The sequence below is a fragment of the Thermococcus cleftensis genome (assembly GCF_000265525.1).
In the GTDB taxonomy this organism is placed as follows: Archaea; Methanobacteriota_B; Thermococci; order Thermococcales; family Thermococcaceae; genus Thermococcus; species Thermococcus cleftensis.
Window position 1 is genome coordinate 1,135,822 of record NC_018015.1, and the last position, 26,912, is coordinate 1,162,733.

A 26,912-nucleotide genomic window follows, 5' to 3' on the forward strand; every position below is an offset into this window, starting at 1 on the left:
CCATCAACGTCGTCGATGTCCCCTTCCAGCTGGGCTACCCCGACGAAGCACCCTTATCCCTTCAGATTTCGGGTTTCTCCGGCTTTAGAAGCCCCATATAAAGGGCCTCTCTCAGGGCGAAGAACTCGAAGGCGCAGCTGACTATCCCAAAGCGGTGGTTGTGCTCGAAGAGCCTGAGGAGAAAGGCGATGTAATCCTCATCGTTCAGGTCGTAGATGGGGTAGGGCAATCTTTTCACGATTTCCTTTGGGACGGGCTTTCCCTCCAGGAACAGCGTTCCTGCCAGGTAGAAGGGAACGTAGGGATCGCCGACTTCAATGATGCGGACCCCACCCTTTTCCGCCTCCGCTATCAGCTCCTCCGCTCTATTGAACCCCGCAGTAACTCCCAGAAGAACGTACTTCCCGAGGAGCTCAAGGAAAGACTCTCCCCTGTATCTCACCAGCCCCTCCATGAGGTAGTTCCTCTCGAAGTCCCCGAGAACCTTCTCGAATTCTGCCCTGTTTCCCTCAACGAGAGCCTTGCTTGCCTTGACGATGAGGAGCCGATGGAAAAGATGCCTTTTTTGGTCTGTGACATGATAACGTGTATGACGTGATTGTGTTCCCTTGATTTAAATTATTTTCTGCCATCGTAAAGTTCTTTCCTGCCCATGTATGCCCTTTTCTGCCTCCATCTGGCACGAAAGCGTTAAAAAGAGCACCCATCAACTGGATTGCTACGTCAAATAATCCGGAGGTCTGCTCATGTCGGGAAAGAAGGGTGAGAAGAAGCTCTACTATCACGGCCTGAAGGAGCAGAAGAAGCTGGACGTTTCCAGGCTCAAGTACCTGTCGATTCTGATCTCAGTCATCGGCGTTGCCGTTCTTCTCGTTGCCGCCCAGAGCGCCCAGGCACCGCTCGTTAGGGTGAGCGACGTCTACGGCAACTACCTGATGAACTACGCCGTCGTCAGGATAAACGGAACGGTCGTTACGGTTCCCTACGTCTCCCAGACCGGCGGAAAGCTCGGCCTCACCTTCACGGTCGACGATGGAACCGGGCAGATCGACGTCCGCGTTTACTCCCCGCTGGCGGACGAGATGATAAGGAGGGGGCTCGTTCCCTTCCCCGGCGACGAGATAACGGCCGAGGTCCAGCTCCGCGTGAGGGAGACCTACACCTACTCGATGCTCCAGTACCTCGACGGCCTGAATTTCCGCTCGAAACTCTACTCCGATAATCCGCCCATCGTCAAGTCCCTCAACGCCAACATGAGCGGCTCCTACGTGGCCGTTGAGGGCATCGTCACCGAGTTCTCCAACGTCAGTTCCGGGTACCTGATGACCGTCGATACCGGGGATTCCCTCGTTTCGGTGCTCGTTCCGAGGGTCCTCCTCGTCTTCAACAACCTCTCCGTCAAGGTCGGTGACACCCTCTACGCCCCGGGGATAGTCTACCTCTACAAGGGCACCTCGCCGGAGATAGTCGTCAGGAACCTCACCCAGCTGTCTATAACTCCCATCGAGGAGGCGCCGCTGGTGCCCATAGGCGAGGCACCCAACTACCCGGGGATGGTCATGGCCGTTGAGGGGACGCTCGCCGGAATAACCTACGAGAACGGCCGCTACGTTCTGACCCTCACCGACGGAAGCAGCTACCTCGACGCCCTCGTGCCGCGCGAGGTTCTCGCGAGCCTCAACCCCTTCAACGCCTCGAGCGAGAGCACGGTCAAGGTTGCGGGAAGAATGGGGGACGACGGCAGGCTCGTCGCGGCTTACCTCGAAGTCGTCAGCCCCGTGAACCCCGAGTTCAGGCCGATAGGGACGCTGACCATCGACATGCGCGGCTCGTTGGTGGTGATGAAGGGTAACATCGAGGAGGTTGACAGGATAGGCTCGAACCTCAAGCTGGTCATCGACGACGGCACCGGAAGGATGGACGTCTTCATACCCTCGGCCACCCTCGCCGAGCTGTCGAACGAGACCCTGGCCCAGCTCAAGGTAGGCCTCGGCGTGGAGGTCGGGGGCTACCTGGAGGAGTACCGTGGAAGGCTCGAGGTAGTCGTTTACACCGGGGAAGGGATCAGGGCCCTCGGAGAGCCGCTCCCGCCGGAGGAGATAGAGCTCCCGAGGGTGACCGCGGACGAACTCGCTGATTACGAGGGCCAGCTCGTCGATTTCGCCGGCTCCATCGATGGCCTGACCTACGCAAACGGCACCTACTACCTCACGGTGGACGGCGTCAAGGCTTCTCTCCCGAGGGAGGCCCTGCTGAACCTCAACCCGCTCGAGGCTGGAACTGGAAGCCAGGTCGTCGTCAGGGGCCTGGTGGCTGGAGAGAACCTCGTGAAGGGCGAGAACCTCACCATAGAGGTGCCGATAGCCCCGATTCCTCTCAGGCCTGACGAGGTCACGGTCGAGATGAGGGGAGAGCTGGTTGAGGTGGTGGGCAGGGTCACCGACGTGGCCAACCTCAGTGGCAACCTCAAGATAGTCGTCTGCGAGCTGCCTGTCTTCGTGCCGCGCTCAACCGCCAACGAGCTAACCTACGTCCCTGCCAAGGGCGACCTGGTGCGGATCGGCGGATACGTTGAGATATACCGCGACGAGCCCGAGGTGGTGCTCTTCAACCCGGCCTCGATCCAGAGGGTCGAGGAAACCGGCCCGAGGGAGGGCACGGTCTCCGAACTCGCGAACGCCACGGAGCCGCTCCTCCTGACGGTCACGTGGGATTCCATATCGTACCAGAAACCAGACTACGCCCTGACCTTCCACGACTCCACCGGAAGCGCAACCCTGCTCGTCGAGCGCTCCCTCCTGCCCAACCCGCTCGGCGCGGGAACCGGGAGCGAGCTGAGAATCGTAGCCGACCCACTCTCCGGCAGGATAACTTCCCTCAACGTCACCAGGGCCAAGCCATCACCGCTGGTCAGGACGGGCTCAATAGACCTCTCGATGAAGGGCAAGACCGTGGCCGTGAACGGGACGGTTTCGAGCGTCTTCACCCTCGGAAGCAACCTCAAGCTGACGGTAGATGACGGGAGCGGTGGAATAGCGGTCTTCATACCCGGTGGTGCCAACCTGAGCGTCAGGAAGGGCCAGAGCGTCACCGTAGCCGGCTACGTGGACGAGTACAACGGCGAGGCAGAGGTTATAGTCTACGACCTCGATGCCGTGGTTATCGGGGAGGAACCCGTGGAGGGAATAGAGGAGATAACCGTCTCGGAGCTTCCGGACGCGACCGGTAAGGTGAACCTCACCGTCACCTGGGACGGGCTGAGCTACGACAATGGCTACGTCATGAAGGTCCACGACTCCACCGGAAGCGCTGAGCTCTCGGTTTCGAGGGAGCTCCTCCCGGACCCGAGGGAGGCGGGAACGGGAAGCAGGCTGAGGATAACCTACGACGCCGACGCCGGCGAGGTGGTTTCCATAACCGTCGTTGAAGCGGTTCCGGCGGAGGAATTAAGGACGGGCGACGTTACCCTCGACCTCCTCGGGGAGACCGTGGTCGTTGAGGGGACCATCACGGACGTCTACACCGGCAGCACCTTCGTCAAGCTGACCATCGACGACGGAAGCGGGGAGCTGGTGGTCTTCATACCGAAGAGCGTGGCCCAGCCCGACCTCAGCGAGGGCCAGACGGTCAGGGTTGCTGGCTACGTCGCCGAGTACAAGGGAACCGTTGAGGTCATTCCTTACAGGGCCGACTGCATCGAGGTGAGGTGATGGCCATGCTCCCCCTCTCTGACCTTTTAATCTGGTCCCTCGCCGGTGTGCTCTTCGGCGCCCTCATATCCTGGATCCCGGGATTCCACATATTCAACATAATGGCCCTACTCGTTGCCGTCTTCGGCGTTGGCGAGCTGATGCCCGTCCAGGCCTTCCCCTTCTTCGCCATCGGCGCCATAGTCGCCTACGCCTACGTGAGCGCGATATCGAGCGTCTACTTCAGCGTCGCCGACGAGAGCGCCGTCTTCCTCCTCTTCCCCACACAGCGCTATCTCCTTCTCGGCAGGGGCCACGAGGCGGTCCTGCTCTACCTCATCGGAGCGGTAGCGGGAACCCTGTTCCTCGTGATTGGAGCGCTCTTCCTCTTCCCGAGGATACTCCCGCCCATCTACCAGGCGACCAGTCCGTACATCACCTACTTCCTCGTTGCGATAGTGGTCTTCATGTTCATGAGCGAGTGGCCCAAGGAGGGAGACAGAGGAAGAACACCCGCTGAGAGGCTCTGGCTGGCCTGGAGGCAGATATTCGGTGGAATCTTGGTGTTCTTCCTCTCGGGCCTGCTGGGCTTCATAGTGATGAACACCAACCTCCTGCCGACGACGAGCGCCTACACCCGCCTTACCCCGATGTTCATAGGCTTCTTCGGAATGTCCTGGGTGATACTCAACATACTATCCAACCCGCCGATGCTCGAGCAGGTTCCCGACGACAGGGTCGAGAGCAGCCTCTACAACACCCTCAAGGCCACCTTCGGCGGCGCCCTCGGAGGAACAATAGCGGCCGTCTACCCGATAATCACCGGAGGAATGGGAGCGCTGATAGCGGGCCACATGACCAGCCAGCGCGGAGACGACGCCTTCATCATAAGCCAGGGCGTGAACAGGGTCATCTACTACGTCGGAGCCTTCACGCTCCTCTTCCTGCCCCAGCTGAGGCTCACGAGGGGAGCGGCTGCGTGGCTCGTCAGCTCAATCTACACCCCCAAGAGCTACGCGGAGTACCTGGCCGCGATAGGTGCCATACTGCTCAGCGCGGGCATAAGCTTCCTCTTCACCTACTACCTCTCCAGGTTCCTAGCCAAGAGCTTCAACGTCGTCCACATCAAGAAGCTCTCCTACGTTGTTGCGGTGACGCTCGTCGTGATAAGCTACCTCCTCACCGGCCCGATGGGGCTGGCGGTGCTCTTCGTATCGACGGCGATAGGCCTGATGGCGGCTGCCTTCAACACCAGGAGGAGCTACTGCCTCGGCGGACTTATCCTGCCCGTGCTCATCAGCATGACAGGCCACACCGGCTACTTCATGCACCTGCTCGGACTGGGGTGATGTGAGATGAGGGGATTCACCCACTACATCTCGGGCCTCGCGGCGGCGACCTTCTTCGCCGCCCTCGTCGGTGATCTAAGGCTGGGCATACTCATTCCGGTCATCGCGGCCGCCTCCGCCTACTTCCCCGACTTCGTGGACTTCAAGTTCGGAAAGTTCCTGGCGAGGAGGGACTACGAGATAGACCCCGCCCCCTGGGACGAAAAGAAGCACTACGCGCCGAGGCTCGTCAAGGTAAGCGAGCTGAGCGAGGAAAACCGCTACCAGTTCTTTGCCATCGAGGGAACGGTGGAGGATATACTCGCCAGGGGCTCCGGGAAGGTCTCCTACAAGGTCCTCCGCGAGGACGGAAGCGAGGAGACCGTCACGGAGGAGTACAACAGCATAGTCTTCACCCTCAACGACGGAACGGGGAAGATAACCGTCGAGGCCTTCGGCGACGACTACGAGTTCTTCGAGGAGGAGTTCGGAAAGATCGAGGAGGGCAAGAAGCTGCTTGTCTTCGGCTACGTCGATGTCGGAGAGGAGGGCCTCAAGCTCGTCGTCAGCGATGCCCCCCACCCGCAGGGCATAGCGGACACCATAGCGAGGGCCATCGAGGAGGCCTACCGCGAGGGCGAGAGAATAGTCAAGATACACAACATTCGCCTGCCCGGCGACGTTTACAGGCGCTTCCTGGTCCACCTCGACCCGCCCAGGAGGGAAGTCCGCGTCGAGATGGGGCCGATAGTAACGCCTGGAGGTGTCGCGATAGGTGGCGAAGTGCCCGAGTACAGGAAGTACGGCGTGGCCAAGGTGAGCGTGCCCTTCATCAAGACCTACCCCAAGCCCACGAGGATAGACTCCTTTTCGGGCCCGGAGATAGCCTTCAGGAGGGCCCAGTTCAGGGGCAAGACGGTCGTCAAGGACCGCTTCCTTCCATGGCACCACGGCTTCAGCCACTCCCTCACGATGGGCATGATAATAGGCCTCGTCGTCTTCGCCTTCTTCAAGCTGATCGGCTACGAGCACGCGACGGAGCTGGCACTCGCCTCAATGATCGGCCAGTGGCTCCACGTCTTCGAGGACCAGCTCGGCTTCATGGGGAGCAACCTGCTTCCTCCCATCACGAAGGACGTCGTTCCGGGCTTCAAGCTCGGAGAAAGCGGCAGCGGCCTGACCAACTTCTCAACGGCCTGGCTGATGATAGCCTTCATGATATGGAACTTCAACCGCTTCACCGACCCGAGGCCGATACCGATGAGCGACGCCAAGCTGCTGCTCCTCCTGGCCTGGCCGTCGATAGTAGGCTTTGCCATAGCGATAGTCAGGAGCTTCAGGCTTAGAAGGGAAATCTCCGAGCTCATGGACTACTACACGAACCTCGAAGCCTTTGAGGAGATGGAGGAGGTCGGAGGGATTTAATTCTTCCCTCTTTTGTTTTCCGGTTTTCTCGCCACAACTCCAAGCGCTTCCTCCACCCTTCTAACCCCGACGAAGCCCGCTCTCCTCAGCCTCTCCATGACGCCCCTCTGCAGGTCCTTCCTCCGGTACTTCTTCCCGGGGTTGCCGACGTAGTGGAAGAGCCTTCCGCCGGGTTTGAGAACCCTGAAGAGCTCGCCGTAGAACTCCTCCGAATAAAGCTGGCCGGCCAGAGAAAAGCGCGGCGGGTCGTGGATTATCACGTCAAAGCTCTCGTCCTTGAACTTCTTCACGACCTCGAAGGCGTCGCCCTGAATCACCTGCACCTTCCCGCCGGTGAAGAGCTCCCTGCTCCAGGGGTTTATTCTGGCAAGCTCAATCACGTTCGGGTCCTTCTCGATGGTTATGACGTACGCTCCCCTCTTCGAGGCCTCTATGGCCGTGTAGCCCAGCCCCATGCAGGTGTCGAGAACCGTTTCGCCCTCTTTCGGCTTCACCGCGTTCACCTTGTTCCTCGTGTCCTGGAGGGGGTTCACTTCCTTTGTCCTGTGCATTCTGATGCCGTTTATCTCAATCGTCGGCGGAATCGTCGGGACGAGCTTGTAGAAGTGCTCTCCTGCGATGGCGGCTTTGTAAACCCCACCACCTCTCACGAAGTAAACGCTCCCCTCGTCCCTCGCGATCCTCTCCAGGACGTCCCGCGAAACCCTCGTTCCGTCGGGGAAGATGAACTCCTCTCCCTCCCGTTTTATCTCCCACGCCCTGCTGGTTTTTCTAAGGTCGAGGTTGAGCTTAACGGTTCCCCCTGAAAAGAGCAGTCTCCTGGCTTCCCTCGCTGTCAGGAAGTAGAGCTCATCCATAACTCCCACCCTGCAGTGCTGGGGACGGGGGGATAAAAACCTAACCCACGACCCTCTCAAAGACGCGCTCGAAGTTCTTGAAGGCTATGGCCTCGACCTCTTTCTCGCTGAAGTTCTCCCTCAGCCTCGCGAGGAGTGCTGGAATCCTTGACTCGTCCTCAAAACCTTCAACGCTCTTTCCGCTCCAGCCCTTGAGGTAGTAAACGAAGTCGAAGCCCAGGCCAACGTGGCGGTAGCCGATGAGATCTGCCATGTAAATTATGTGTTCAACGTATTTCTCCAGCGTTGGGTTCTCCCTGTCCACGAAGCCCGGTATCGCGACCGCTCCAACGACGCCGTCCCTCTCCGCTATCGCCTTCAGCTGCTCGTCCGTCAGGTTCCTTGGGTGGTCGCAGAGCTTCCTCGCGTTGGAGTGCGACGCTATGACGGGGAAGGAGGTCACCTCCAGCGCGTCCCAGAAGCCGGCCTCGTTTATGTGGCTGAGGTCGAGCACTATTCCAAGCTCCTCGGCCTTGCCAACGACCTCGACTCCGAAGTTGGTGAGCCCGCCGTTGGTTCTCTCGAAGACCCCGTCACCTATGGCATTCCTCAGGCTCCAGGTGAGCGTCAGAACCCTCAGTCCAAGGCGATGGAAGACCTCGAGGAGGTCGAGGCTCTCTCCGATGGGTTCCCCTCCCTCCAGGCCGAGCCAGAGGGCGACCCTTCCCTCTCTGATGGCCTTCCCCATCTCTCCAACGTTTTTCACGAGCTCGAAGTGCTCGCTCTCCTCTACGTCCTTCAGAAAAGCGTTGAGGACCTCGAGGCCGTAAACAGTAGCATCGCCCCGCCTCTCTGGCCTTGTCCATATCGCCATGACCCTCGCGCCTATTCCCGGGGCGAAGAAGCGCCCGAAGTTCTCCTCCAGGATGCGAGTTTTTTCTGCCTTCCGCTCACCGTAAATAAGTGTGGGCAAATCGGAGTGTGCATCAAAAATCATCGGATCACCTCAGACGCTCTCCTCTATGGCCGCGACCTCGGTCAGGGCTTCCGCCTTGATTTCCGGATCTGGAATCCCCTCAACTACCTTTCTGGCATCTTCAAACTCGTGCCTCTTGGCCAGCTCAACCGCTATGGCCTTGAGTGCCTCGCTCCTCTTGCGGTTGTCCCGTATTTCCATGGCGAACTCAAGGGCCCGGGAGAGGCTGCCTATCTCAGTCAGCAGGCTGGCTATCTTTTGAACGTTTGCCTCGGTGAAGACGGGGTTCTCGCATTTTACAAAGGCACGGTCCACTACATCTAAGTACTCGGAGTTGTTCACCCTCTTCATCCAGAGGGAGATCTCAAGTTCCCCGATTAACCTTGTGACTCCATGGTACTTCTTCTCTACTATCGCCAGGGCGTAGTGGTAGCGTCCCTTCAGCAGGGACTCCCTCACTTCGGGCAATCCAACTTCGTAGACGGTCTTGGCCAGATCGATTTTCTTCTCAACAACCGCCGCGCGCTGGTTCACGTGGAGTTTGTCAAATATATCAAAGGCCATCTTGTAGAACTCCAGGGCTTTGCTTGAGGGAAGCGCGTCTCCGGCCTTCTCCATCAACTCGGCTATTCTTATTATCCCGTCCACCTTGTGGGTGTAGGGTATCTCGGCCCCTATTATCGTGTCAAAGGCGACGTTGAAAACCTCCAGGGCGCTCTCAGGGTAGCCCCCAACGGCCAGATGGTAGGCCAGGGTCGAGAGAACGATTCCTTTTTCTATCGGGTTCTTTATGTCGTCGGTTATGTCGAGGGCCCTGCCGAAGAAGTCCATGGCGTCGTCTTCGTATCCTATTATCCCCAGGGCTGAGGCTATGACAGAATACGCCACGGCCTTCTGGGCCGGATCCTTGAGCTTCTTAGCTATGTACATTGCGTCCTCTATAAGGCTGGGTATCCAGTCCTCCGGTCCGCCCCTCTGATGAATGACAACAGCGATGTCCGTCAAAACCTCTACCCTGTCCATTGGGTCCTCCAGTTCTTCAACCTCGGAGAGAGCTTCATCATAATAGCCCCTGCGAATGAGCATCTCTATCTCTTCTCGCGTCGTCATACTAACTTTTTGATTCGTTCTAAATCCTTATAAAGGTTTGTTGGTTATCCCCAACCATGGCAATGCTGACGATGGCTCTGTACAACACCTACGACCCGAAGAGGCTCCACGAGGCCCATCTCCGCGCCATAGCCCGCGCTGGCCCGATAGCTTACGCTTACGGCTTTCATCTGGCCCTCGTTGGCTTTCCGTTCGAGGGCAGGCCCATAGATGTCGCGGAGGAGATAAGCGGCCACACCACGATAGGCGAGGGTGGGAGGTACCTCCTCGAGCTGGCCGAGGGGAACAGGTTTCACCTCCTCGACTTTCCTAGGAGGGGCTTCCCGCCGCAGTTCGGAACGCCAGTTGCCACCACGAGGAAGCCCGGTGCTGAGAAGGAGATAACGCCCCTTGAGCTTGCCGAGAGGGCGGTTCGTGGGGAGAGCTTTCTGCTCCTGATAGGTCTCGGCAGGCATGGCCTTCCGAAGGAAATCTTTAAGTTGGCCCGCTACCACATGGACGTAACGGGGAGAAGGGTGAGCCTTGAAACCTGCACCGCGATAGGTGCCATACCCGTGAGAATAAGCACGCTGATGGAGGCGCTGAAATGGAGGACTGGAAAAGGGACGCGGCGTGGATACTGATAGCTATCATAGTGGTATTCATCTTTCAGTTCGGCCTTAAGGTTGCCCTTCACACGGATTCGCCCTTGGTCATAGTGGTTAGTGGCTCGATGGAGCCGGTTTTCTACCGCGGCGACGTCGTGTTGCTGAAGGGCATAAGTGAGGAAAACATAGACGACGTTCACGTGGGCGATGTCATAGTCTACAAGCGCCCGGGCTATGAGTACCCGATAATCCACCGGGTGAGGGCGATAAGTGAGGTGAATCTCGGAGGTAAGACCGAGAAGTGCTTCCTCACATGGGGCGACAACAACTGGGCGCCCGACCCCGAATACCCGACCCCCTACGGTATGGTGCCGTGCGTCCCGGCCTACGCCGTCGAGGACAAAGCTTTGCTGGTGCTTCCGAAGATAGGACTCATACCGCTGGAAATCCGGGAAAGCCTGGGCCTGGGATGATGTGAGGGTAGGTATCTGATCCGTGATGAGCTAATCGGCCCCTGACCTTACGAAAGACAAGGGGGCTCCGCCCCCTTATCTCTCTGTACTCTTAAACCCCCGGAGTGGGGCTTCGCCCCACGACCCCGCTTTTTCTTAAAACTCCGGGGGGCTTCGCCCCCACACCCCCACGAACCCTGCCTAACAAATTCTTGATGAAAATCTGCTGCAAAGAGCTACGAACTCTTTGGTGGAGCTTTGTCAAAGCTTGCTTCGTACCCTCAAACCTTTGAAATTTCTCTGCTTCTTTTGTGGGAGTCGTGATTCTTATTGAGTTTGTCTGGTTAATTTTGGGTTTACTTGACTTGGAGCTTTTTTGGGAACTACTCCATAATTGGTTCGTGGGGGGGTTTCTATTCCCAGCGCCCGAAGGGCGCTTATCCAAAAAGCAAACCCCTATCAAAAACGAGCGTTGGTAGAGGTTCAGAAAATAAAGAAAACCCCACTCAAGAGATCTCCACGAAGAAATCACGAACTTTGATGAAACTTTGCGGAGGCAAAGTTTCTATCCGCTCAGTGGTGACCGCTCTCCTCATCGTCACCTCGGAAGGGCTTGGGCCTCATCATCGCTGGGCTTAAAAACTTGCTCAACCTTTTAACCTTGGTGGTCGTTATGAGGTTCATTCCACTCATAGTTGCCCGACCCGAGGTTCAGATGGCGATAGACGAGGCGATAATGCGTGCCAGAATAGAGGGGAAGGTTCCTGACACCGTTAGACTCTACGCCTTCTCGCCGAGTTCGGTAACTATCGGCCGATTCCAGAGTGTAATACACGACGTGAACCTCGAGGAGGCCAGAGCGCTTGGGATTCCAGTCGTCAGGCGCATAACTGGTGGAGGAAGCGTCTTCCACGACGAGTTCGGGGAGATAACCTACTCGGTGGTCGTCGGCGAGGACCACCATCCAATGCTCAGGAACGTCGAGGATAGCTACCGCTATTTAGCTGGCCCCCTGGTAGATGCCCTGAGGGAGCTCGGCCTGAACGCTGGCTTCTCTGGACTGAACGATATAGTCGCCAACGGGAAAAAGATAAGCGGTTCGGCCCAGACGCGTAGAAAAGGGATAATCCTTCAGCACGGCACATTCATGTACGCGACGCGCGTTGAAGTCCTCGCGAAGGTTCTGAGGGTTTCCAAAGCAAAGCTCGCCGACAAGGGCGTTTCAAGCATCTGGGAGCGCGTAACAACCCTTGAGCGCGAGGGAGTACGGCTGAACCGCTGGGAGGCCTACGAGCTGTTGAAGGACAAGTTCTTTACCGCGTTCGAGCTGGAAGAGGGGGAGCTAACGAATTACGAGCTTGAGCTGGCGGAAAAGCTGATAGAGGAGCGCTACGGAAACCCCAAGTGGAACGAGATGCGTTAGCTCAAGGCAGTTTCCGTTCCTTTTCTATCTCGAACTTCCCGGCCAGCTCGTAGAACAGCTCGTCTTTGCCAAGCTCTTTCCTCAGTTTTCTGAAGTTTTCCCCAAGCCTCGGAAGCCTGCCCTTTGAGCGTTTCAGCATCGAGTTGCCTACCTCAACCGCGAAGCGTAGGTATTCTTCGCCTACCAGTATTCTCCCGTCCCTGCCGAGCGGGGCCGTCAAATACTCGGTGGCGTTTATCTCGACGAGGTAGCGGTTTGAAATTACCTTGAAGGTCGTGTACTTGAAGCCGCTCGCCAGGCCGAGCTCGTGCAGTCTCTTTGCCTTCTCCAGGTCCTCGGCGACGACGTGGAAAATCGGGGGCTGGCTCTTGAGGAAGATGAGTCCTTTTTCTGCCTTTTTGAGCGCTTCATCTGCCTCTTCAAACGTCATCTCGCGGTGAACCTTTATCAGCCACCTTGAGAGGGGTTTCGCGCCAAGGGCCGGTTCTTCGAGGATTCCAATCCTCCCCGAGCAGGAGGAGGTGGTGTAGATTCCCTTGATGGAGTTGATGAGCAGGAGAAGGTCTATAATGTCCTCGTCTACTTTTCCATCTCTCATCGCCGTGAAGAGACTCGTGAGCGCCTCGCGCTTGGCTTTCATCCCTAAACCTCCGTACCGTTTTCGTTTTGGTGAAAGGGACATTAAGCCTGGGATTGGGGTAAGTAAAAGGTCTCTGCTCCCTCTTTCAGCCCGTTCCGTCGAAAACTTTATAAAGCTAACCCAAAAGCTTTTAGCGATGGCCGGGGTGGTGTAGCCTGGTCAGCACAGGGGACTGTGGATCCCCTAGCCCGGGTTCAAATCCCGGCCCCGGCCCCAGAATTACTGTTCTCCCCGAATAAAAAGCTTCCAAAGCCAACTTCACGGGCGTTACTGTCTGAAGGTTTCCAGCACAGGGACCCTTTTGTGGGTGTACCCTTCTAAACTGGCGGATACTGAAAAAAGTGGGAGAAATGGTGAACACTTTGATGTGTCTAGTACCCGGCCGTCCTACATACTGTGGAAGTGACGGCCCGTCACTAGTGATGGGATGTTCACTAGTTTGACCAATTCCCTGAGCATACCCAACACTCTTAAAACCCCTGGCAATTATATCCACCCGGTGAAGGTCAATGTCCTGGAAAGACAAGCTCGGCCTGGTTCACATTTACACCGGCAACGGGAAGGGGAAGACCACCGCGGCCTTCGGCCTCGCCGTGAGGATGCTCGGCTCCGGCGGAAAGGTGATAATCCTCCAGTTCATGAAGGCTCCCGATGTGTACGGCGAGCAGAAGAAGATAGCGGAGTGCGGCGCGGTCATAGAGTCCTTTGGCCTTCCAAAGTTCGTCCACGGCAAGCCCGAGCCCGACGACATAGAGGCGGCCAAAAAAGCTCTCCAGCGCGCGAAGGAAGTTGTCTCGAGCGGGGAATGGGACCTAGTGGTTCTCGACGAGATCTGCGTCGCCATGGGCTTCGGCATGCTCGATGTGGGGGAGGTTAGGGAGATGATCAAAAACAAGGCCCCCAACACTGAGCTGGTTCTGACCGGCCGCTACTGTCCTGAGGAGCTGTTCGAGCTTGCCGATTACGTGACGGAGATGAGGGAGGTGAAGCACCCCTACCAGAGGGGGATCCTGGCTAGGAAAGGTGTTGAGTTCTAACCCTTTCCTTCCTCCGGTTTCGACATTGACCGAAAAGCTTTTTAGTTAGGAAAGCTTAAGATAATCCGGGAGGATTTTAGTAACAATTCTTTAGAAAAGGGGGTGATAGAATGAGCGAGCTGATTCAGCAGATTGTGCAGGTTCTCAAGGAGCAGGTCGTCCAGGACACGGTCGTCCCGAGGAACATCAGGCGCGCCGCCGAGCAGGCCATCGAGGTCCTCCTCGACGAGAGCAAGGAGCCGGCCGTTAGAGCGGCCGATGCCATAGCAATCCTCGAGGAGATCAGCGAGGACCCGAACATGCCGATGCACACGAGGACCATCATCTGGGAGGTTCTCGGCGCCCTCGAGCAGGTGAAGTGAGCGTTTCCTTTTTACGCTCATTTATGTGTTTCTGCTCCTTCACTTGTCCCTTTTGCTCAGGTACCAGAGCTTCGCGCTCTCCTCAACGAGCTCCGCCTTGTAGAACGCCTCCCTGAGACTTCTCCCGACCGTAACCGTGCCGTGCCTCTCCATTATCACCGCATCGGCGTGGCAGAGGGCGTCGGCAACAACCTCCGCCAGCTCCTGGGTTCCCGCGGGTCTGAACGGGACTACTGGAATCCTTTTTAGGTATATCTCTGCCTCCGGCGTTATTACCGGTAGCTCCACGTCCACCGTGGTGGAGGCCGCTATGGCGTACGGCGGGTGCAGGTGAACAATCGCCCTGACGTCGGGCCTCCTCCTGTAGACCTCCAGGTGGAGCCTGTACTCGGAGGAAGGCCTAACTCCCGAAATCTGGTTTCCATCTATGCTCACCACCGCCACCTGTTCTCCAGTCATCTCGTCCATCACTGCCCCTGTGGCCTTGATAAAAACGAGACCCCCGCTCCTGACGCTCAGGTTTCCGCCAAAGGCGGCCGTCAAACCGCGCTCGTGGGCCTTTCTGGAGTACCTAACGAGCTGGGTTTTGATTGCCCTGCTCATTCTCCCACCACCTTCACCCCATAGCCGCAGTCCCTGCAGTAGGCTTTCTTCCCCTTCCAGGCGAGCTCTCCACCGCAGATGGGACAGACGTGGACGTCTCCCTCGCTCTTCCAGCGCTCGTGGGTCTTTGGGTCTATGACAAGGAAGAGGCCCTCACCGTCCTCCTCGAAGTGGCCCAGAACAGGGTTGCTCTCAAGCGTGAGGTTTTTCTCGTTTATTATCACGGGCTCGATCCCTATGTTTCCCTCGTACTCGAGGTCGTTGGCAGGAACTATCTCGACGATGAACGATTCCAGCTTCCTATCCCGGTACGCTATGACCTCCAGCGCGTCGCTCAGCTCTCCGCTCGAGGGTATGACGTCGATGACCACCGTTTCCCTGGGGAACGCTATGGCCACCAGGAATCTGCTCCGGAACACCGCCATGCTCCTGTCAAGGCAGCTCTCCTCCAGGCCCATCTCGCGAAGAACCGCCCTAAGCTCCTCTCCGTTCGGCAGTCGGCCCTTCTCCACGATGAACTCGCCGAGCTTTCTTGCCAGGGGCATCGCGAGGGTAACGGGTTCGTAGAGCTTCATGTCCTCACCCCACCTAACTCGGGAGAAAAATTTATAAACCTACCCGGGACACTATGGAACGGGCACGGGTCCCGCGGTAGCCTAGCCTGGGAGCGGCGGCGGACTGTAGATCCGCAGGTCCCCGGTTCAAATCCGGGCCGCGGGACCACCAGAAATCGCTTTTTTGAGTCGCTTTCCCGGCAGTCAGCCCTATCCTTTCCGCGGAAAAACTTTTAACCATCGGTGCCTTGTTAAACTGTGGTGTTTAAAATGTCGGCGAGGAGCTTTCTCACCGAGCAGCAGATTAAGATTCTCCGCCTCCGCGCCAGGGGGCTCAAGCAGAGCGAGATTGCCGAGCTCCTCGGCACGAGCAGGGCCAACGTTAGCATTCTCGAGAGGCGCGCCCTGGACAAGATCGAGAAGGCCAGGAACACTATCCTCATATGGGAGCAGATAAACGCCAAGGTCAGCGTCGAGGTGAAGAGGGGAGAGGACATATTCTCCGTCCCTGACAGGCTCTTTGAGAAGGCCGATGAGCTCGGGATAAAGGTTCCCTACAGTACGGCCGAGATAATAGCCTTCCTCGTTGAGCACGCCCCCATCTCCGACAGGATAGCCAAGAGAGACTTCACCCTCTTCCTCGACGCCAAGGACAGGCTCAGGATAAGCGAGTGCCTACTTGAGGATTTCGATGAGATGGGGAAGAAGGAGGGCGGTAAAGACTCCGTTTAGTGCCATCGCCAGTCCGCTCACAGCCCCCGCCAGCTCGTCCTCCAGTATTATCCTCGCCGTCCCGAGGCCGTGCGAACTCACTCCCGTCGCGAGACCCCTAGCTATTCTGTCCCTCACCCTGAAAAGGTTGAGGAGCTCCGGGGCAAAGGCGTTGCCGAGAAGGCCGGTTGTTATGACGAGAACGGCCGTTAAGGAGGGTATCCCGCCGATTTTGTCGCTTATCCCTATCGCTATCGCCGTCGTCACGCTCTTCGGTGCTATGCTGAGGAGAACTTCTTCACTTCCGCCGAGGAGCTCGGCGATGTAAAAGGCGCTGAGGATTGCAACAGTGCCACCGACGGCTATCCCCAGGGCTATCTCCTTTGAGTATGCCCTTATCGTCTCCCTGCCCTTGTAGACCGGAACCGCAAGGCTAACAACGGCCGGCCCGAGGAGGAACTTAAGTATAGCCGCGCTCTCCATGTAGCTCCCGTAGGGGATTCCGAACCATTTCAGGATAACCGCTATCGTGATTATGGAGAGGAGAACAGGGTTCGTGTAGAACGCCCTCCTCCTGGAGTGGAGCTCCGAGAACAGGTAGAAGACCACAAGGGTGAGGGTTATCCCCAGCGGGTTCATGGTTCATTCCTCCTGAGGAGTTCAACGGTCTTCGCCGTGACGAGGAGCGTTATCAGGAAGCTCAGGAGGAGGGAGACGGAGATTGGAAGCAGCTGGCTCTTTATCAGCCCGATGTAGCTCACTATTCCCACCCCCGGAGGCACGAACATGACGCTCATATTCCTTATGAACAGCTCCGCCTCGTCCTCGACCCAGTCGAGCTTCACGGCACCGGTGAGGAGCGCCCCAAGGAGGAAGAGCATGCCGAGGACGCTCCCGGGTATCGTGAGGTTGAGCGCGAAGCTCGTGAACTCGCCCAGGGCGTAGAAGCCGAAGATTATGGCAAGTCCTCGATATGGGTTCATGGTTTAGCTTAGTGCCATTCTCCTTAAAAGCCCCTCGAACCGAAAGCGGGATAAAACCTCGGCCCCCATTATCACCGGTGGTGTTATGCTCCTGGGGAACTATCGTTTTCCCGGCAGGTACGGCCCCGAGTGGGGCAGCGGCGGGATCTTCGGCCTGAGGTACCACGACGGTGTGCTTTACTACACGCTCGCCTTCGAGGCGGAGGCGCACTTCATCGACCTGAAGGGCGGGGACGAGAGGGTCTACGACTTCACCCTCGTTGGCCCGGCACCGACCAGCGGTGGCGACACCTACAACGCCGTCGAGACGGTCGATGAGTTCATATACTTCGGGGGCTGGGTTCACGCTCCGGCCGTTTACCGCGAGAGGAGGATACTCTTCAACAACAAGTACTCCCACGTCCACGCCTACGACACCTCCGAGGGGACGGTGAAGCTCCTCTGGAGGGACTCTATACACCACGAGACCGACTGGGCTGGGGAGGTGAGCGATTTAATCTACGACCCCTACAACGACAGGCTTCTACTCGCGAGGGAGGACGGCCACGCTAACCTCGGCGTCTACGCCCTGGACAGGAGGACCGGACGGGCCGAGGCGCTCCTTCATGAGCCTTCCCCCAAGGGAACTAGGGTCCACGATTCGGTCTTCTTCGGGGTTGGCAACAACTTCACGGGCGGGCTGAGGGGGATTAAGGCCCTCGACCTGATAAGCGGCCGCTGGGAGTCCTTCAGAGTGGCCGAAAGTGCCGATGGAAGGCCCTACATAAGGCCCGAGCTGGGGGCGATGGCCTCCGCCTACAACCGCGCCTTTGCGTTCGTCCGCGGGGGGATAATAGCGGGTAATCCGTTGATGGGTGAGGAGTTCACCTTCTTCCGCCTCCTCGACTTCTACACCTTCTATGCCCCCTTCAGGGTGAACGCGATTAACGTGGGTGGAGGAATACTAACGGCCTTCAACGCCCACCACGACGCGGTTTACAGGCCTGGCTCCGACGGAATGGACTGGTGGACCACCAACACGGTGGTTGGGCCGAGCGTTCTGCTCTACGTCGCTCCCCCGATGGTGAAGATAGTCGGTGCACTCGGGGCGAGGGTGACGAGCATCGAGAAGATGGACGGGAAGCTCCTCGTCGCGACGAACAGCGCCCCGAACACCGGGGCAACTGAGGCGACGCCCTTCGACACTGGGAACAGGGATATAGTGGTTCTTGACGAAAAAATACTCCAGGAACGGCCGCCATCGGTCAGCTTCTCCCTGCCCCTGTCCCTTCCGAGTGCCGCGAAAAACCTCGGGGCCGGAACCTTCGGAGGAATCCCCCTCGACGGCCACCGCGAGCCGAGAATGGTTCTCCACCTCCACCGGGACAACCTGCTGACGGTCTACGAGTACGACCTGTCCCTGCCGCCTGGGGAGTCCGTTGCCGAGACCTTTGAGGTGAGGGCGGGAAGAAACGTCATTGACCTGAGCGCGTTCAGCGGAATCGTTAGCTTCGAGCTGAAGAAGCCGGACTTCAAGGGCAGGGCGAGAATAGAGCTGCGCTGATCCCCTTCTGTTCTTAGGGGAAGAAAAAGAGGGCGGGCCTCAGACCTGCCCCATGACGTTGTTCCAGGAGTAGCTCGATTCGATAAGCTCCTCGACGGTGAGGTAGACCTCACCGACAACCTCCGGCTCCAGGCTCTTGAGCTTCTCGAGCAGCTCCTCCCTCGGCAGGGCTTCCTCGTCGAATACCACGAACCCGTTCTTGGCGTAGCCGTTGATGAAGGCCCTCCAGACCCTCTCGTCCTTGAGGAGTTCGTACTGTACGACCCTGGCATCGTCGGGCGTGGCCCGGGCGAACCTGAACTCCAGCCTCAGGAGGCGCTTTCCGCTCACCCTGTCCATCACCATCACCCCTTCACCCCGAAGTAGTCCTCTATGTCGATGTAGGTCTTCCTGTAGAGCTCGCTGTTCCTCATCTTCTCCACGAACTCCTTGGTTCTGACGTACTTGTCCCGGTGGTACTCCCAGTCGGGGTGCATCGTCTTCCACTCCTCCCAGGTGTAGCTGAACTGGGACTGGACCTTGTCGCGGTAGAGCTCCGGGATCACGTTGAACGTACAGAAGGGCACCACCCTGCCGTCGGGCATCGCGTAGTGTATGACGCAGCGCTCGACCCTTTCCACGTCGTAGTTGTACTCGTCCATGAAGTGCATCATTCCGAGGAAGAGGGCGTTCTTGTGGAACTTGCCGAGGGCATCGTAGTTGCCGTACATGAAGGCGTTCTTTATGAGGTCGAGCACCTTCACGCCCTTGGGAGCGTACCTGTCGTCGTAGAAGCTCTTGAACTTCATGAATATCTCCGCCCCGAGCTTGAGCTTCTGGAGCCTCCCGAGGCTCTTCCACTTCTCTATCTCCTCGGCCCTGGTCTCGAGATACTCTACGAAGCCTTCAACGTCCAGGAACCTGCTTATTGGCACCACCCTCTTGTTCTCGCGGTCGAGGAAGACGTAGGTTGCGGCTCCACAGCAGTAGTGGCTCGTCATGTAGTAGCGCGAGCCTGTGAAGGCCTCAAAAAAGCGGGCTATGTGTCCGGCTATCGGAATCGGGTACCAGTCGTCCATAGCTATTGCACCGTTGGTCTGTTCCTCTATCCTTGCTATCGCTCCAGGAATTGTTATCCTAAAGCGCTGGCGCTCCTTCCTTGGGACCCTTCCGACGAGGGAAATGGGCTGGAAGTTCACACCCCTGACGATGTCGAGGTGGTTGAGGGCGAAGTTTATCATGGCCCCGAGTTCGTGGTCGTTCACGTTCCTTATGGTGGTGGGCACGAGGACTATCCCCGGCCCTCCGGCCTTCCTGACGTTCTCAAAGATGAGTGGGACCTCCCAGTGGTTCTTCCAGTTGGTCTGGGGCGTCATTCCGTCGTAGCTCATGTAGAGGGTATTAACGCCCGCCTCGCGAATCTTCTTTACCAGCTCCGGCTCGAAGGCGAGCTTTATTCCGTCGGTGTTGAGCTGGACGTGGTCGTAGCCCTCTTCCTTGGCGATCTTGATTATCTCAATGAGATCCTCGCGGAGGGTAGGCTCGCCTCCGGTGAGCTGGACGGCGTTGGCTCCGACCGGGTACTGCTTCTTGGCGTTGCGGAGCATCATTCTAATCTGCTCGAGGGTCGGCTCGTAAATCGGCTGGCCCTCCTTGGCGTAGAAGAAGCAGTACCAGCAGCTCAAATTACAGCGGTTTGTGAGCACGATGTTGAGCAGGTTCGTGTGAGAGCGGTGTCTCGCGCAGAGACCGCAGTCTAAGGGGCAGTTGGCGCCGGTGTTCTCGACGTTGAAGCTTTTGAGCTTGAAGTCGAACCTCCAGCGCTGGAAGCGGTAGTACTGCTCGACGCTCTCGTAGTAGACATCGGTTATCATGCCCTCGGGACAACGCTTGGTTATCCAGACCTTGCCGCCCTTCTCCCACACGAGGGCCGGAACGACCCTCCTCGTCTCGGGACAGAGTGAGTACGTTCTGTGCGGCAGGGGGCCTCCGTAGGCCCTGCTCGCACTCTTGAGCATGGTCTCGAACTCTTCCTCTGTTATTTCAGGGAACTCAATGATGTCTCTAATCCTTCGGGTTGATTCGGCGAATTCTTTCTCGCCGCTGGGAACTTCACCAATACTTTCCGCCATGCTCTCCACCTCAACGTTATGACTTCCACCTGTCTGCTTATCCCTCCAATTTCGGAGTATAAAAGCTTTTGCGTAAATATGAAAGTTTTCCTGCATAGGTATGGGGCATATCTGGGCAATGGGTGGAAACCGTTAAAAGCCCGCCCGACTACAGGGGGGAGGTGGTGGAATGCCCGCGAGAGAAATGAGAATGGAGATGTTCCTCAGGGCGCTCCTCAAGAGGGACTTTTCCCGTGCTAAGGGACACCTGGAGAAGCTCCAGAAAATGGCCGGCTCCGATGAGTGGGGAAGGGGCTATGGGAAGGCCATAAACGGCTTCCTCAGCGCAATAAAAGACAACGACCCGGACTCGCTGATAGTCCAGCTCATCAGGGAGCACGACCGGAAGAAGGCCGAAAAGCTCCTTGAGCACTTCGAGGGTATCCTTGAGCACGACTTCAGGGACGACTACGAGAAGGGCTACTACACCGCCTGGGTCGAGTTTCTGAAGGCTTACCTGAGCCAGAAGACCCTCGCGTGATGGCCATGGGAAAGGAAGAACTCATGAAGAAGCTCGAGGAGAGGATAAGGGCCTGCAGGAAGTGTCCACTCGGGGAGCTCAGGACGAACGCCGTTCCCGGCGCTGGAAGCTACGACGCTAAGGTCATGTTCGTTGGTGAAGCACCGGGCTACTGGGAGGATCAGAAAGGCCTCCCCTTCGTCGGGCGAGCTGGAAGGGTTCTCGACGAGCTTTTGGCCGAGATAGGCCTGAGCAGGGAGGAGGTTTACATAACAAACATCGTAAAGTGCCGCCCTCCTGAAAACCGCGACCCGACCGAGGAGGAAATCAAGGCCTGCTCCCCCTACCTCGACAGGCAGATAGACATTATCCGGCCAAAGGTGATAGTTCCGCTGGGCAGGCACTCGATGCGCTACATACTCGAGAAGTTCGGCTTTGAGCCCGAGCCGATAAGTAGGATACACGGAAAGACCTTCGAGGCAAGAACGCTCTTCGGGAAAATCGTCATAATGCCGATGTACCACCCGGCAGCTGCCCTCTACCGGCCGCCCATAAGGGAGGAGCTGAGGAAGGACTTCGCCAGGCTCAGGGCCCTTCTCGAGTCTTCTTTCTGAACATTTTTTCACGTTTCAATTACTTTTCTATGTGAACCTGTTTCGTCTTGTGTTTTTTAATGGTATCTTGGGGTTGGCTGAATCTTTTTCTGGGAAAGGTTTTTATGTCTTGAGTGCGCATTAATGTACCTGAAGGTATCCTATAAGGCAGGGGTACACTAATGTTCACTATACAGCACTTTAGGGACCATGTAGGCTCGTGGAAGCGTAGCAGCATTTTCGATGAATCACCAGAATGTCAGTAAGTATTTTTGGAAAAGCTTATATTTGACGGATATTCATTGGTTCAAAACCCGTGGAGGTGAAACCGTGTCGGACTTTGGAATACTGTCTCTGCTACCGCCCCTGGTGGCTATTATACTGGCGATATGGACGAAGAGGGTCGTTCTGGCTCTCTTCGCAGGCGTCTGGATTGGGGGCCTGATGGTCTCGGGCTGGAACCCGGTAACGGGAACCACCCAAAGCTTGGAATGGGTCGTGGGTAGCGTAACCAGCGACTGGAACGCCAGGATACTCATCTTCGACTTCCTCATAGGCGCGGGCGTTGGGTTGATTTACAAGTCAGGTGGGGTGCATGCCCTTGCCAAAGCCCTCGCAAAGAGGGTTAAAACGAGCAGGGGCGCCTCTGTCCTCGGCTGGCTGATGGGCGTTCTCGTCTTCTTCGACGACTACACCAACACCATCATCGTCGGAAACACCATGAGGCCCATCACCGACAGGACGCGCGTTTCGAGGGAGATGCTGGCCTACATAGACGACTCAACCGCCGCGCCGGTCGCTGGCCTGGCGCTTATCTCGACCTGGATCGGTTATGAGCTGGCTATGATCGGAAAGGGCTTCGATGGGTTTGGAGTGTCGTACAATTCCTACGATGCATGGCTTTCCAGCGTTCCCTTCAGGTTCTACTCGATACTCGCGATAATACTCGTTTTCATCGTGGCCTACACCCACAGGCACTACGGTCCGATGCTCAAGGCCGAGATGCGCGCCAGGAAGGAAGGCAAGGTTCTCCGCGACGGGGCAAAGCCGCTCATGACCACCGAGGTGGACCTTGGAATGCCGAAGGAAACCGGTAGCCTCTGGGACTTCGTCATACCGATCCTTGTCCTCGTTGCGGTATCGATGCTCGGCCTCTGGTACACCGGTGCCGCGAACCTCGAAGCCTACAGTCAGGATCTTGGCTGGTGGACGGAGCTTGAGAACCCATTCGGCGTGAATTTCCTCAACTACGGCTTTGTGGAGTCGTTCCGTGAGGCCGACGCTGCAACGGCACTCCTCTGGGGAAGCTTCACGATGGTCCTCGTCGCCAGCATAATGCTCCTCGGCAGGAAGAAGATGACCATCGAAGAATGGGAGGACACGGTAATCAGGGGAATGAAGCAGATGCTCTTCGCCAACACAATTCTTGTCCTCGCTTGGAGCCTTGGCACGGCGGCTGAGGCCGTTGGGACGGGCACGTACATAATAGACCTTGCCACAGGTTCTGGCGCCGACCTCGGCCCATGGATGCCCCTCATAATGTTCCTCGCGGCTATGTTCGTTGCCTTCACCACAGGAACCAGCTGGGGAACCTTCGCCATAATGGTCCCGCTCGGCGTCCAGCTCAGCCTCGCCTTCACCAACGGTCAGGTCAACGAGATAGTCTTCGCAACCATCGGAGCGACCTTCACCGGCTCGATCTTCGGCGACCACTGCTCCCCGATAAGCGACACAACCATCATGAGTTCGATGTTCTCCGGCTCGGACCACATAGACCACGTAACCACGCAGATACCCTATGCCCTCACCGTCGCATCGATAGGCGCTGTCCTCTACGTGCTCTTCGGCCTCGGCGTTAGGAGCTGGATAATCCTCCTGCCCCTTGGCTTCGTCCTCCTCGTGGCGGCTTGGTACGTCCTCAGCGAGTGGTACGGGAAGAAGTACGGCATACCGCACGGAAAGGTGCCGGTCTACGTGGTTGAGGAGTGAACCCTTCCGTTCTCCCATTTTTCCGCTCTTCTGAAGGTTTAAAAGCCCTCCGTTGAACTCCAGCGGGAGGTGGTGTCATGCTCATCAGGGCCTTCGTTCCGGCTCACATAACGGCATTCTTCGTTCCCCTCTTTCACGATGACCCGCTTAAGGCCGGCTCGCTCGGCGCTGGAATAAACCTCGACAAGGGAACCAACGTCTTCGTTAGCGTGGAAACCGGAACGCTCGAGAAGCACATACACATCGCCTTCAACGGCGAACCCGTGAAGGGGGAGGAGGCGATTATCAGCTACTCCGTCGCCGAGAGGCTCGTCCCCAACGACTTCCTTGGCGAGGTCGAAATCTGGCAGTACTTCGACTTCCCGAACGGCTACGGCTTCGGAAACAGCGCCGGCGGGGCCCTGGGAACGGCCTTAGCTTTGAGCTACGTCTTCGGCGGGACGTGGCTTAAGGCCTCTCAACTTGCCCACGAGGTCGAGGTGAAGCACAGGGGCGGTCTAGGCGACGTGATAGCCCAGCTTGCCGGCGGAATTGAGGTTCGCGTCAAGGCCGGTGGCCCCGGAATCGGCGTGGTGGACAACCTGTTCTTTGAGGACTACAAGGTCCTCGTCGTGCCCCTGGGAAGGCTCTCAACGAAGGAAATCCTCGATGGGGACGTCGTTAAGGCGATAGAGGTTGAAGGAAGGAAAGCGCTGGATTCCCTCCTCAGAGACCCAAGGCCGGAGAGACTGATGGTTCTCGCGAGGGGTTTTGCCGAGAGAACGGGCCTCCTGGAAGGAGAGCTCTTAGAGGTCGCGAGGGAGTTTGACAGGCATCTTTCGAACCCCAGCTCGATGATAATGCTCGGCAGGGGTCTCTTTGCACTCGTCCGGGAGAAGGAGCTTGAGAACACTAAAGCCCTCCTCTCTGATCTCGGCCTGCCCTATGACGTGGCCGGAATACATGAGGGAAAGCCGAGGGTGGGCAGGTGGGTGGGCTAACCTTTTATCCTCCTTTTCCTCATTGTGTTTCAGGTGGTGAGAGATGAAATACTCCGAGCTGACGGAGCTGTACAGGAGACTGGAGAAGACCACCCTCAAGACCCTCAAGACCCGCTTTGTGGCGGAGTTCCTGAGGAAAACGCCGGACGACGTTCTTGAGGTCGTTCCATACCTTATCCTTGGCAAGGTCTTCCCAGACTGGGACGAGAGGGAGCTTGGTGTAGGTGAGAAGCTCCTCATAAAGTCCGTTTCCATCGCCACCGGCGTCTCCGAGAGGGAAATCGAGAACTCAGTTAAGGACACCGGTGATCTCGGCGAGAGCGTTGCCCTGGCCCTGAAAAAGAAAAAGCAGAGGAGCTTCTTCTCCCAGCCGCTGACGATAAAGCGCGTTTACGACACCTTCGTCAAAATAGCCGAGGCCCAGGGGGAGGGGAGCCAGGACAGGAAGATGAAGTATCTGGCCAACCTCTTTATGGACGCCAAGCCAGAGGAGGGTAAGTATCTGGCCAGAACCGTCCTGGGAACAATGAGAACAGGCGTCGCGGAGGGCATACTGCGCGATGCGATAGCCGAGGCCTTCAAGGTGAAGCCCGAGCTTGTTGAGCGGGCCTATATGCTGACGAGCGATTTTGGCCACGTGGCCAAGATAGCGAAGCTCGAGGGCAACGAGGGCCTATCCAGGGTCAGAATCCAGGTGGGCAAGCCCATAAGGCCGATGCTGGCTCAGAACGCGGCGAGCGTGAAGGAAGCCCTGGCGGAAATGGGTGGGAAGGCGGCGTTCGAGATTAAGTACGATGGCGCTCGCGTTCAGGTTCACAAGGATGGCGATAGGGTCGTGATATACTCCCGTCGGCTGGAGAACGTCACCCGCTCGATTCCAGAGATAGTCCGGGCGGTGAGGGAGAGCTTAAAGGCCGAAAAGGCGATAGTGGAGGGCGAGCTCGTTGCCGTCGGCGAAGGTGGGAAGCCGAGGCCCTTCCAGTATGTCCTGAGAAGGTTTAGGAGGAAATACAACATCGAGGAGATGATAGAGAAAATCCCCCTTGAGCTGAACCTCTTCGACGTCCTCTACGTCGATGGTGAGGGGCTGATAGACACCCCCTTCTCGGAGCGCAGGGAAAAGCTGGAGGAGATAATTTCTCCGGGGGAGCGGATAAGGCTGGCGGAGCAGCTGGTCACTAAGAGCGCCGAAGAGGCAGAGGCGTTCTACAAGAAAGCCCTGGAACTCGGCCACGAGGGGCTGATGGCCAAAAGGCTGGATTCGGTTTACGAGCCCGGAAACAGGGGCAAGAAGTGGCTCAAAATAAAGCCCACGATGGAGGATCTCGATTTGGTCATCATAGGCGCCGAATGGGGTGAGGGGAGGCGTGCCCACCTGCTCGGCTCCTTCCTCGTGGCTGCTTTCGACCCGCACAGCGGTGAGTTCGTCCCTGTTGGAAAGGTGGGAAGCGGATTCACGGACGAGGACCTGGCGGAGTTCACGAAGATGCTCAAACCTCTCATAGTTCGCGAGGAGGGCAAGTACGTTGAGATAGAGCCAAAGGTCGTTATCCAGGTTACCTACCAGGAGATACAAAGGAGCCCGAAGTACGAGAGCGGCTTTGCCCTTCGCTTCCCGCGCTACGTGGCCTTAAGAGAAGACAAGAGTCCGGAGGAAGCGGACACCATTGAGAGGATCGCCCAGCTCTACGAGTTCCAGGAGAGGTTCAAGGCGAAGAGGTGACCTCGGCCGTTCCTTCCTCCTTTGTTCCTTCTTCCTCTTCGGGAATCAGCCTTCCGGCCAGTTCAGCGGCTTTTTTGGCCATCACTGGAGTTGCCAAGATGAAGAGTGTTGATATTCCGGCGAGAAAAGCGGCCACGTTTCCTGAATAACCCCCGACCACCGCCAGGGAGGGGAGGTCGTAGAGGGCATGGGCCGTAATCGAGAAGGCCAGTCCTGAGAAGCGCTCCCTTCCACTCCCTCCCAGCAGGAAGCCAACGGAAATGGCCGCCCAGACCGTGTGGAGTCCCATCAGCACTATCCTCACGGCCACGAGGTAGGGTTCCTGGTTCAGGGCGAAGATTCCGGCCGTGTACATTATCCCCTCTGTAATTCCGAGGAACAGGCCAGTCCCTATCACGAGCTTCCACCGCTGCCAGTCTGGGAAGCGCTCGAAGAACTTGAGGGGGAGCAGCTTTACTGACTCCTCCACAACACCGGCGACGAAAGCCAGAACCAGCCAGGCTTGGAGCGCCAGGAAGGGAAACTCGAGGAACGAGGCTATGACCAGTCCCAAAATGCTCATCGCGAAGGCCTGGGCCTTCCAGCCGCTCTTGGGAAAGGAGCGCCACCTCTGGAGGGTGTACCTGACGGCGAGAAGAACTGAGATGCCCCCGACGACCGTTATGATCCCGAAGTAGTACTCGATGACCTTCTCAGGTGTCATGGTAGTTCATTCACCATCAGGTCTTATTAACCTTGGCCTCAACTTTTTTAAGCTT

The 26,912-nt window shown here is 57.6% G+C and carries 27 protein-coding genes and 2 tRNA genes; 17 read left to right on the forward strand and 12 right to left on the reverse strand.

The genetic code is table 11. The annotated features are described in order from the left end of the window. Nucleotides 1-61 precede the first annotated feature (61 nt). The gene (locus tag CL1_RS06070) at nt 62-454 is read right to left on the reverse strand and encodes a hypothetical protein (protein WP_014789009.1); all 393 of its coding nucleotides are present in this window, start codon (nt 452-454) and stop codon (nt 62-64) included. A 292-nt stretch (nt 455-746) separates the two neighbouring features. Between CL1_RS06070 and CL1_RS06075 the strand changes: the two genes are divergently transcribed. From CL1_RS06075 to CL1_RS06085, 3 genes are read left to right on the forward strand one after another with little or no spacing between them, the layout of a single operon-like run. Continuing rightward, nucleotides 747-3,710 (forward strand): OB-fold nucleic acid binding domain-containing protein, encoded by a 2,964-nt coding sequence (locus CL1_RS06075; RefSeq protein WP_014789010.1) that lies wholly within the window; start codon nt 747-749, stop codon nt 3,708-3,710. A gap of 5 nt (nt 3,711-3,715) precedes the next feature. Next, nucleotides 3,716-5,038, forward strand: a complete 1,323-nt coding sequence (locus CL1_RS06080) for a tripartite tricarboxylate transporter permease (RefSeq protein ID WP_014789011.1) — start codon at nt 3,716-3,718, stop codon at nt 5,036-5,038. A gap of 6 nt (nt 5,039-5,044) precedes the next feature. Continuing rightward, nucleotides 5,045-6,442 carry a metal-dependent hydrolase gene (locus tag CL1_RS06085; protein ID WP_014789012.1) on the forward strand — a complete coding sequence of 466 codons (1,398 nt, stop codon included), beginning with the start codon at nt 5,045-5,047 and terminating at the stop codon, nt 6,440-6,442. On the opposite strand, the gene CL1_RS06090 is transcribed toward CL1_RS06085, so the two are convergent. The 3 genes from CL1_RS06090 to CL1_RS06100 are packed head-to-tail and all read right to left on the reverse strand — an operon-like array spanning nt 6,439 to nt 9,364. Then, nucleotides 6,439-7,299, reverse strand: a complete 861-nt coding sequence (locus tag CL1_RS06090; RefSeq protein WP_014789013.1) for a class I SAM-dependent methyltransferase — start codon at nt 7,297-7,299, stop codon at nt 6,439-6,441. The two genes, CL1_RS06085 and CL1_RS06090, sit on opposite strands and share 4 nt — an antisense overlap. A 40-nt stretch (nt 7,300-7,339) precedes the next feature. Next, entirely contained in the window at nt 7,340-8,275 is a 936-nt protein-coding gene (locus CL1_RS06095) for a dipeptidase (RefSeq protein WP_014789014.1), read from the reverse strand. A 9-nt stretch (nt 8,276-8,284) separates the two neighbouring features. After that, nucleotides 8,285-9,364: a hypothetical protein gene (locus tag CL1_RS06100; protein WP_237266227.1), complete on the reverse strand. Its 1,080-nt coding sequence runs from the start codon at nt 9,362-9,364 to the stop codon at nt 8,285-8,287. A gap of 62 nt (nt 9,365-9,426) precedes the next feature. On the opposite strand from CL1_RS06100, the gene CL1_RS06105 reads away from it, so the two are divergent. From CL1_RS06105 to CL1_RS06115, 3 genes are all read left to right on the forward strand, one after another. Continuing rightward, nucleotides 9,427-9,987, forward strand: coding sequence for a DUF531 domain-containing protein (locus tag CL1_RS06105; RefSeq protein WP_048152404.1), 561 nt, complete (start codon nt 9,427-9,429; stop codon nt 9,985-9,987). Next, complete coding sequence (locus tag CL1_RS06110) at nt 9,951-10,424, forward strand: signal peptidase I (protein ID WP_014789017.1); 474 nt, start codon at nt 9,951-9,953, stop codon at nt 10,422-10,424. The genes CL1_RS06105 and CL1_RS06110 overlap by 37 nt, the downstream gene beginning before the upstream one ends. Nucleotides 10,425-11,076: 652 nt before the next feature. After that, nucleotides 11,077-11,826, forward strand: a complete 750-nt coding sequence (locus tag CL1_RS06115) for a lipoate--protein ligase family protein (protein ID WP_014789018.1) — start codon at nt 11,077-11,079, stop codon at nt 11,824-11,826. A 1-nt stretch (nt 11,827) separates the two neighbouring features. Here the strand turns inward: CL1_RS06115 and taw3 are convergent, their stop codons facing one another. Further along, the gene (gene taw3 / locus CL1_RS06120) at nt 11,828-12,466 is read right to left on the reverse strand and encodes a tRNA(Phe) 7-((3-amino-3-carboxypropyl)-4-demethylwyosine(37)-N(4))-methyltransferase Taw3 (RefSeq protein ID WP_014789019.1); all 639 of its coding nucleotides are present in this window, start codon (nt 12,464-12,466) and stop codon (nt 11,828-11,830) included. A gap of 139 nt (nt 12,467-12,605) precedes the next feature. Between taw3 and CL1_RS06125 the strand changes: the two genes are divergently transcribed. The 3 genes from CL1_RS06125 (at nt 12,606) to CL1_RS06135 (ending at nt 13,865) form a co-directional block, all read left to right on the forward strand. Further along, nucleotides 12,606-12,682: transfer RNA gene (locus CL1_RS06125), tRNA-His, on the forward strand. 293 nt (nt 12,683-12,975) lie between these two features. Continuing rightward, the gene (cobO, locus tag CL1_RS06130) at nt 12,976-13,503 is read left to right on the forward strand and encodes a cob(I)yrinic acid a,c-diamide adenosyltransferase (protein WP_014789020.1); all 528 of its coding nucleotides are present in this window, start codon (nt 12,976-12,978) and stop codon (nt 13,501-13,503) included. A gap of 110 nt (nt 13,504-13,613) precedes the next feature. Next, nucleotides 13,614-13,865, forward strand: coding sequence for a UPF0147 family protein (locus CL1_RS06135; RefSeq protein ID WP_014122777.1), 252 nt, complete (start codon nt 13,614-13,616; stop codon nt 13,863-13,865). Between the two features lie 39 nt (nt 13,866-13,904). Here CL1_RS06135 and CL1_RS06140 read toward each other — a convergent pair whose 3' ends face one another. Then, complete coding sequence (locus tag CL1_RS06140; protein WP_014789021.1) at nt 13,905-14,468, reverse strand: aldolase; 564 nt, start codon at nt 14,466-14,468, stop codon at nt 13,905-13,907. After that, entirely contained in the window at nt 14,465-15,043 is a 579-nt protein-coding gene (locus CL1_RS06145; RefSeq protein WP_014789022.1) for an FYVE zinc finger domain-containing protein, read from the reverse strand. Before CL1_RS06145 ends, CL1_RS06140 begins: the two co-directional genes overlap by 4 nt. 70 nt (nt 15,044-15,113) lie before the next feature. Between CL1_RS06145 and CL1_RS06150 the strand changes: the two genes are divergently transcribed. After that, nucleotides 15,114-15,191: transfer RNA gene (locus CL1_RS06150), tRNA-Tyr, on the forward strand. A gap of 101 nt (nt 15,192-15,292) precedes the next feature. Further along, nucleotides 15,293-15,754 (forward strand): Tfx family DNA-binding protein, encoded by a 462-nt coding sequence (locus tag CL1_RS06155; RefSeq protein ID WP_014789023.1) that lies wholly within the window; start codon nt 15,293-15,295, stop codon nt 15,752-15,754. Here the strand turns inward: CL1_RS06155 and CL1_RS06160 are convergent. Continuing rightward, nucleotides 15,698-16,372: a CidB/LrgB family autolysis modulator gene (locus CL1_RS06160; RefSeq protein WP_014789024.1), complete on the reverse strand. Its 675-nt coding sequence runs from the start codon at nt 16,370-16,372 to the stop codon at nt 15,698-15,700. The two genes, CL1_RS06155 and CL1_RS06160, sit on opposite strands and share 57 nt — an antisense overlap. Beyond that, a complete protein-coding gene (locus CL1_RS06165; protein WP_014789025.1) occupies nt 16,369-16,716 on the reverse strand; it encodes a CidA/LrgA family protein in 348 nt (115 codons plus the stop codon). The genes CL1_RS06160 and CL1_RS06165 overlap by 4 nt, the downstream gene beginning before the upstream one ends. A gap of 85 nt (nt 16,717-16,801) precedes the next feature. Between CL1_RS06165 and CL1_RS06170 the strand changes: the two genes are divergently transcribed. Further along, nucleotides 16,802-18,259 (forward strand): DUF2139 domain-containing protein, encoded by a 1,458-nt coding sequence (locus CL1_RS06170; RefSeq protein ID WP_014789026.1) that lies wholly within the window; start codon nt 16,802-16,804, stop codon nt 18,257-18,259. 39 nt (nt 18,260-18,298) lie between these two features. Here the strand turns inward: CL1_RS06170 and CL1_RS06175 are convergent, their stop codons facing one another. Both CL1_RS06175 and tes read right to left on the reverse strand, forming a co-directional pair. Then, nucleotides 18,299-18,598 carry a DUF3213 domain-containing protein gene (locus tag CL1_RS06175; RefSeq protein ID WP_014789027.1) on the reverse strand — a complete coding sequence of 100 codons (300 nt, stop codon included), beginning with the start codon at nt 18,596-18,598 and terminating at the stop codon, nt 18,299-18,301. 5 nt (nt 18,599-18,603) lie between these two features. Then, entirely contained in the window at nt 18,604-20,370 is a 1,767-nt protein-coding gene (gene tes / locus CL1_RS06180; protein WP_014789028.1) for a tetraether lipid synthase Tes, read from the reverse strand. Nucleotides 20,371-20,539: 169 nt separating this feature from the next. On the opposite strand from tes, the gene CL1_RS06185 reads away from it, so the two are divergent. The 5 genes from CL1_RS06185 (at nt 20,540) to CL1_RS06205 (ending at nt 26,154) form a co-directional block, all read left to right on the forward strand. Next, entirely contained in the window at nt 20,540-20,890 is a 351-nt protein-coding gene (locus tag CL1_RS06185; RefSeq protein WP_014789029.1) for a hypothetical protein, read from the forward strand. 5 nt (nt 20,891-20,895) lie between these two features. Then, complete coding sequence (udg, locus tag CL1_RS06190; RefSeq protein ID WP_048152029.1) at nt 20,896-21,483, forward strand: type-4 uracil-DNA glycosylase; 588 nt, start codon at nt 20,896-20,898, stop codon at nt 21,481-21,483. Nucleotides 21,484-21,792: 309 nt separating this feature from the next. Next, complete coding sequence (locus CL1_RS06195) at nt 21,793-23,451, forward strand: Na+/H+ antiporter NhaC family protein (RefSeq protein WP_048152031.1); 1,659 nt, start codon at nt 21,793-21,795, stop codon at nt 23,449-23,451. Nucleotides 23,452-23,528: 77 nt separating this feature from the next. After that, nucleotides 23,529-24,431, forward strand: a complete 903-nt coding sequence (locus CL1_RS06200; protein WP_014789032.1) for a pantoate kinase — start codon at nt 23,529-23,531, stop codon at nt 24,429-24,431. A gap of 43 nt (nt 24,432-24,474) precedes the next feature. Continuing rightward, entirely contained in the window at nt 24,475-26,154 is a 1,680-nt protein-coding gene (locus tag CL1_RS06205; RefSeq protein WP_014789033.1) for an ATP-dependent DNA ligase, read from the forward strand. Here CL1_RS06205 and CL1_RS06210 read toward each other — a convergent pair. Then, a complete protein-coding gene (locus CL1_RS06210; protein WP_014789034.1) occupies nt 26,138-26,857 on the reverse strand; it encodes a membrane protein in 720 nt (239 codons plus the stop codon). The genes CL1_RS06205 and CL1_RS06210 overlap by 17 nt on opposite strands. Nucleotides 26,858-26,912: the final 55 nt, after the last annotated feature.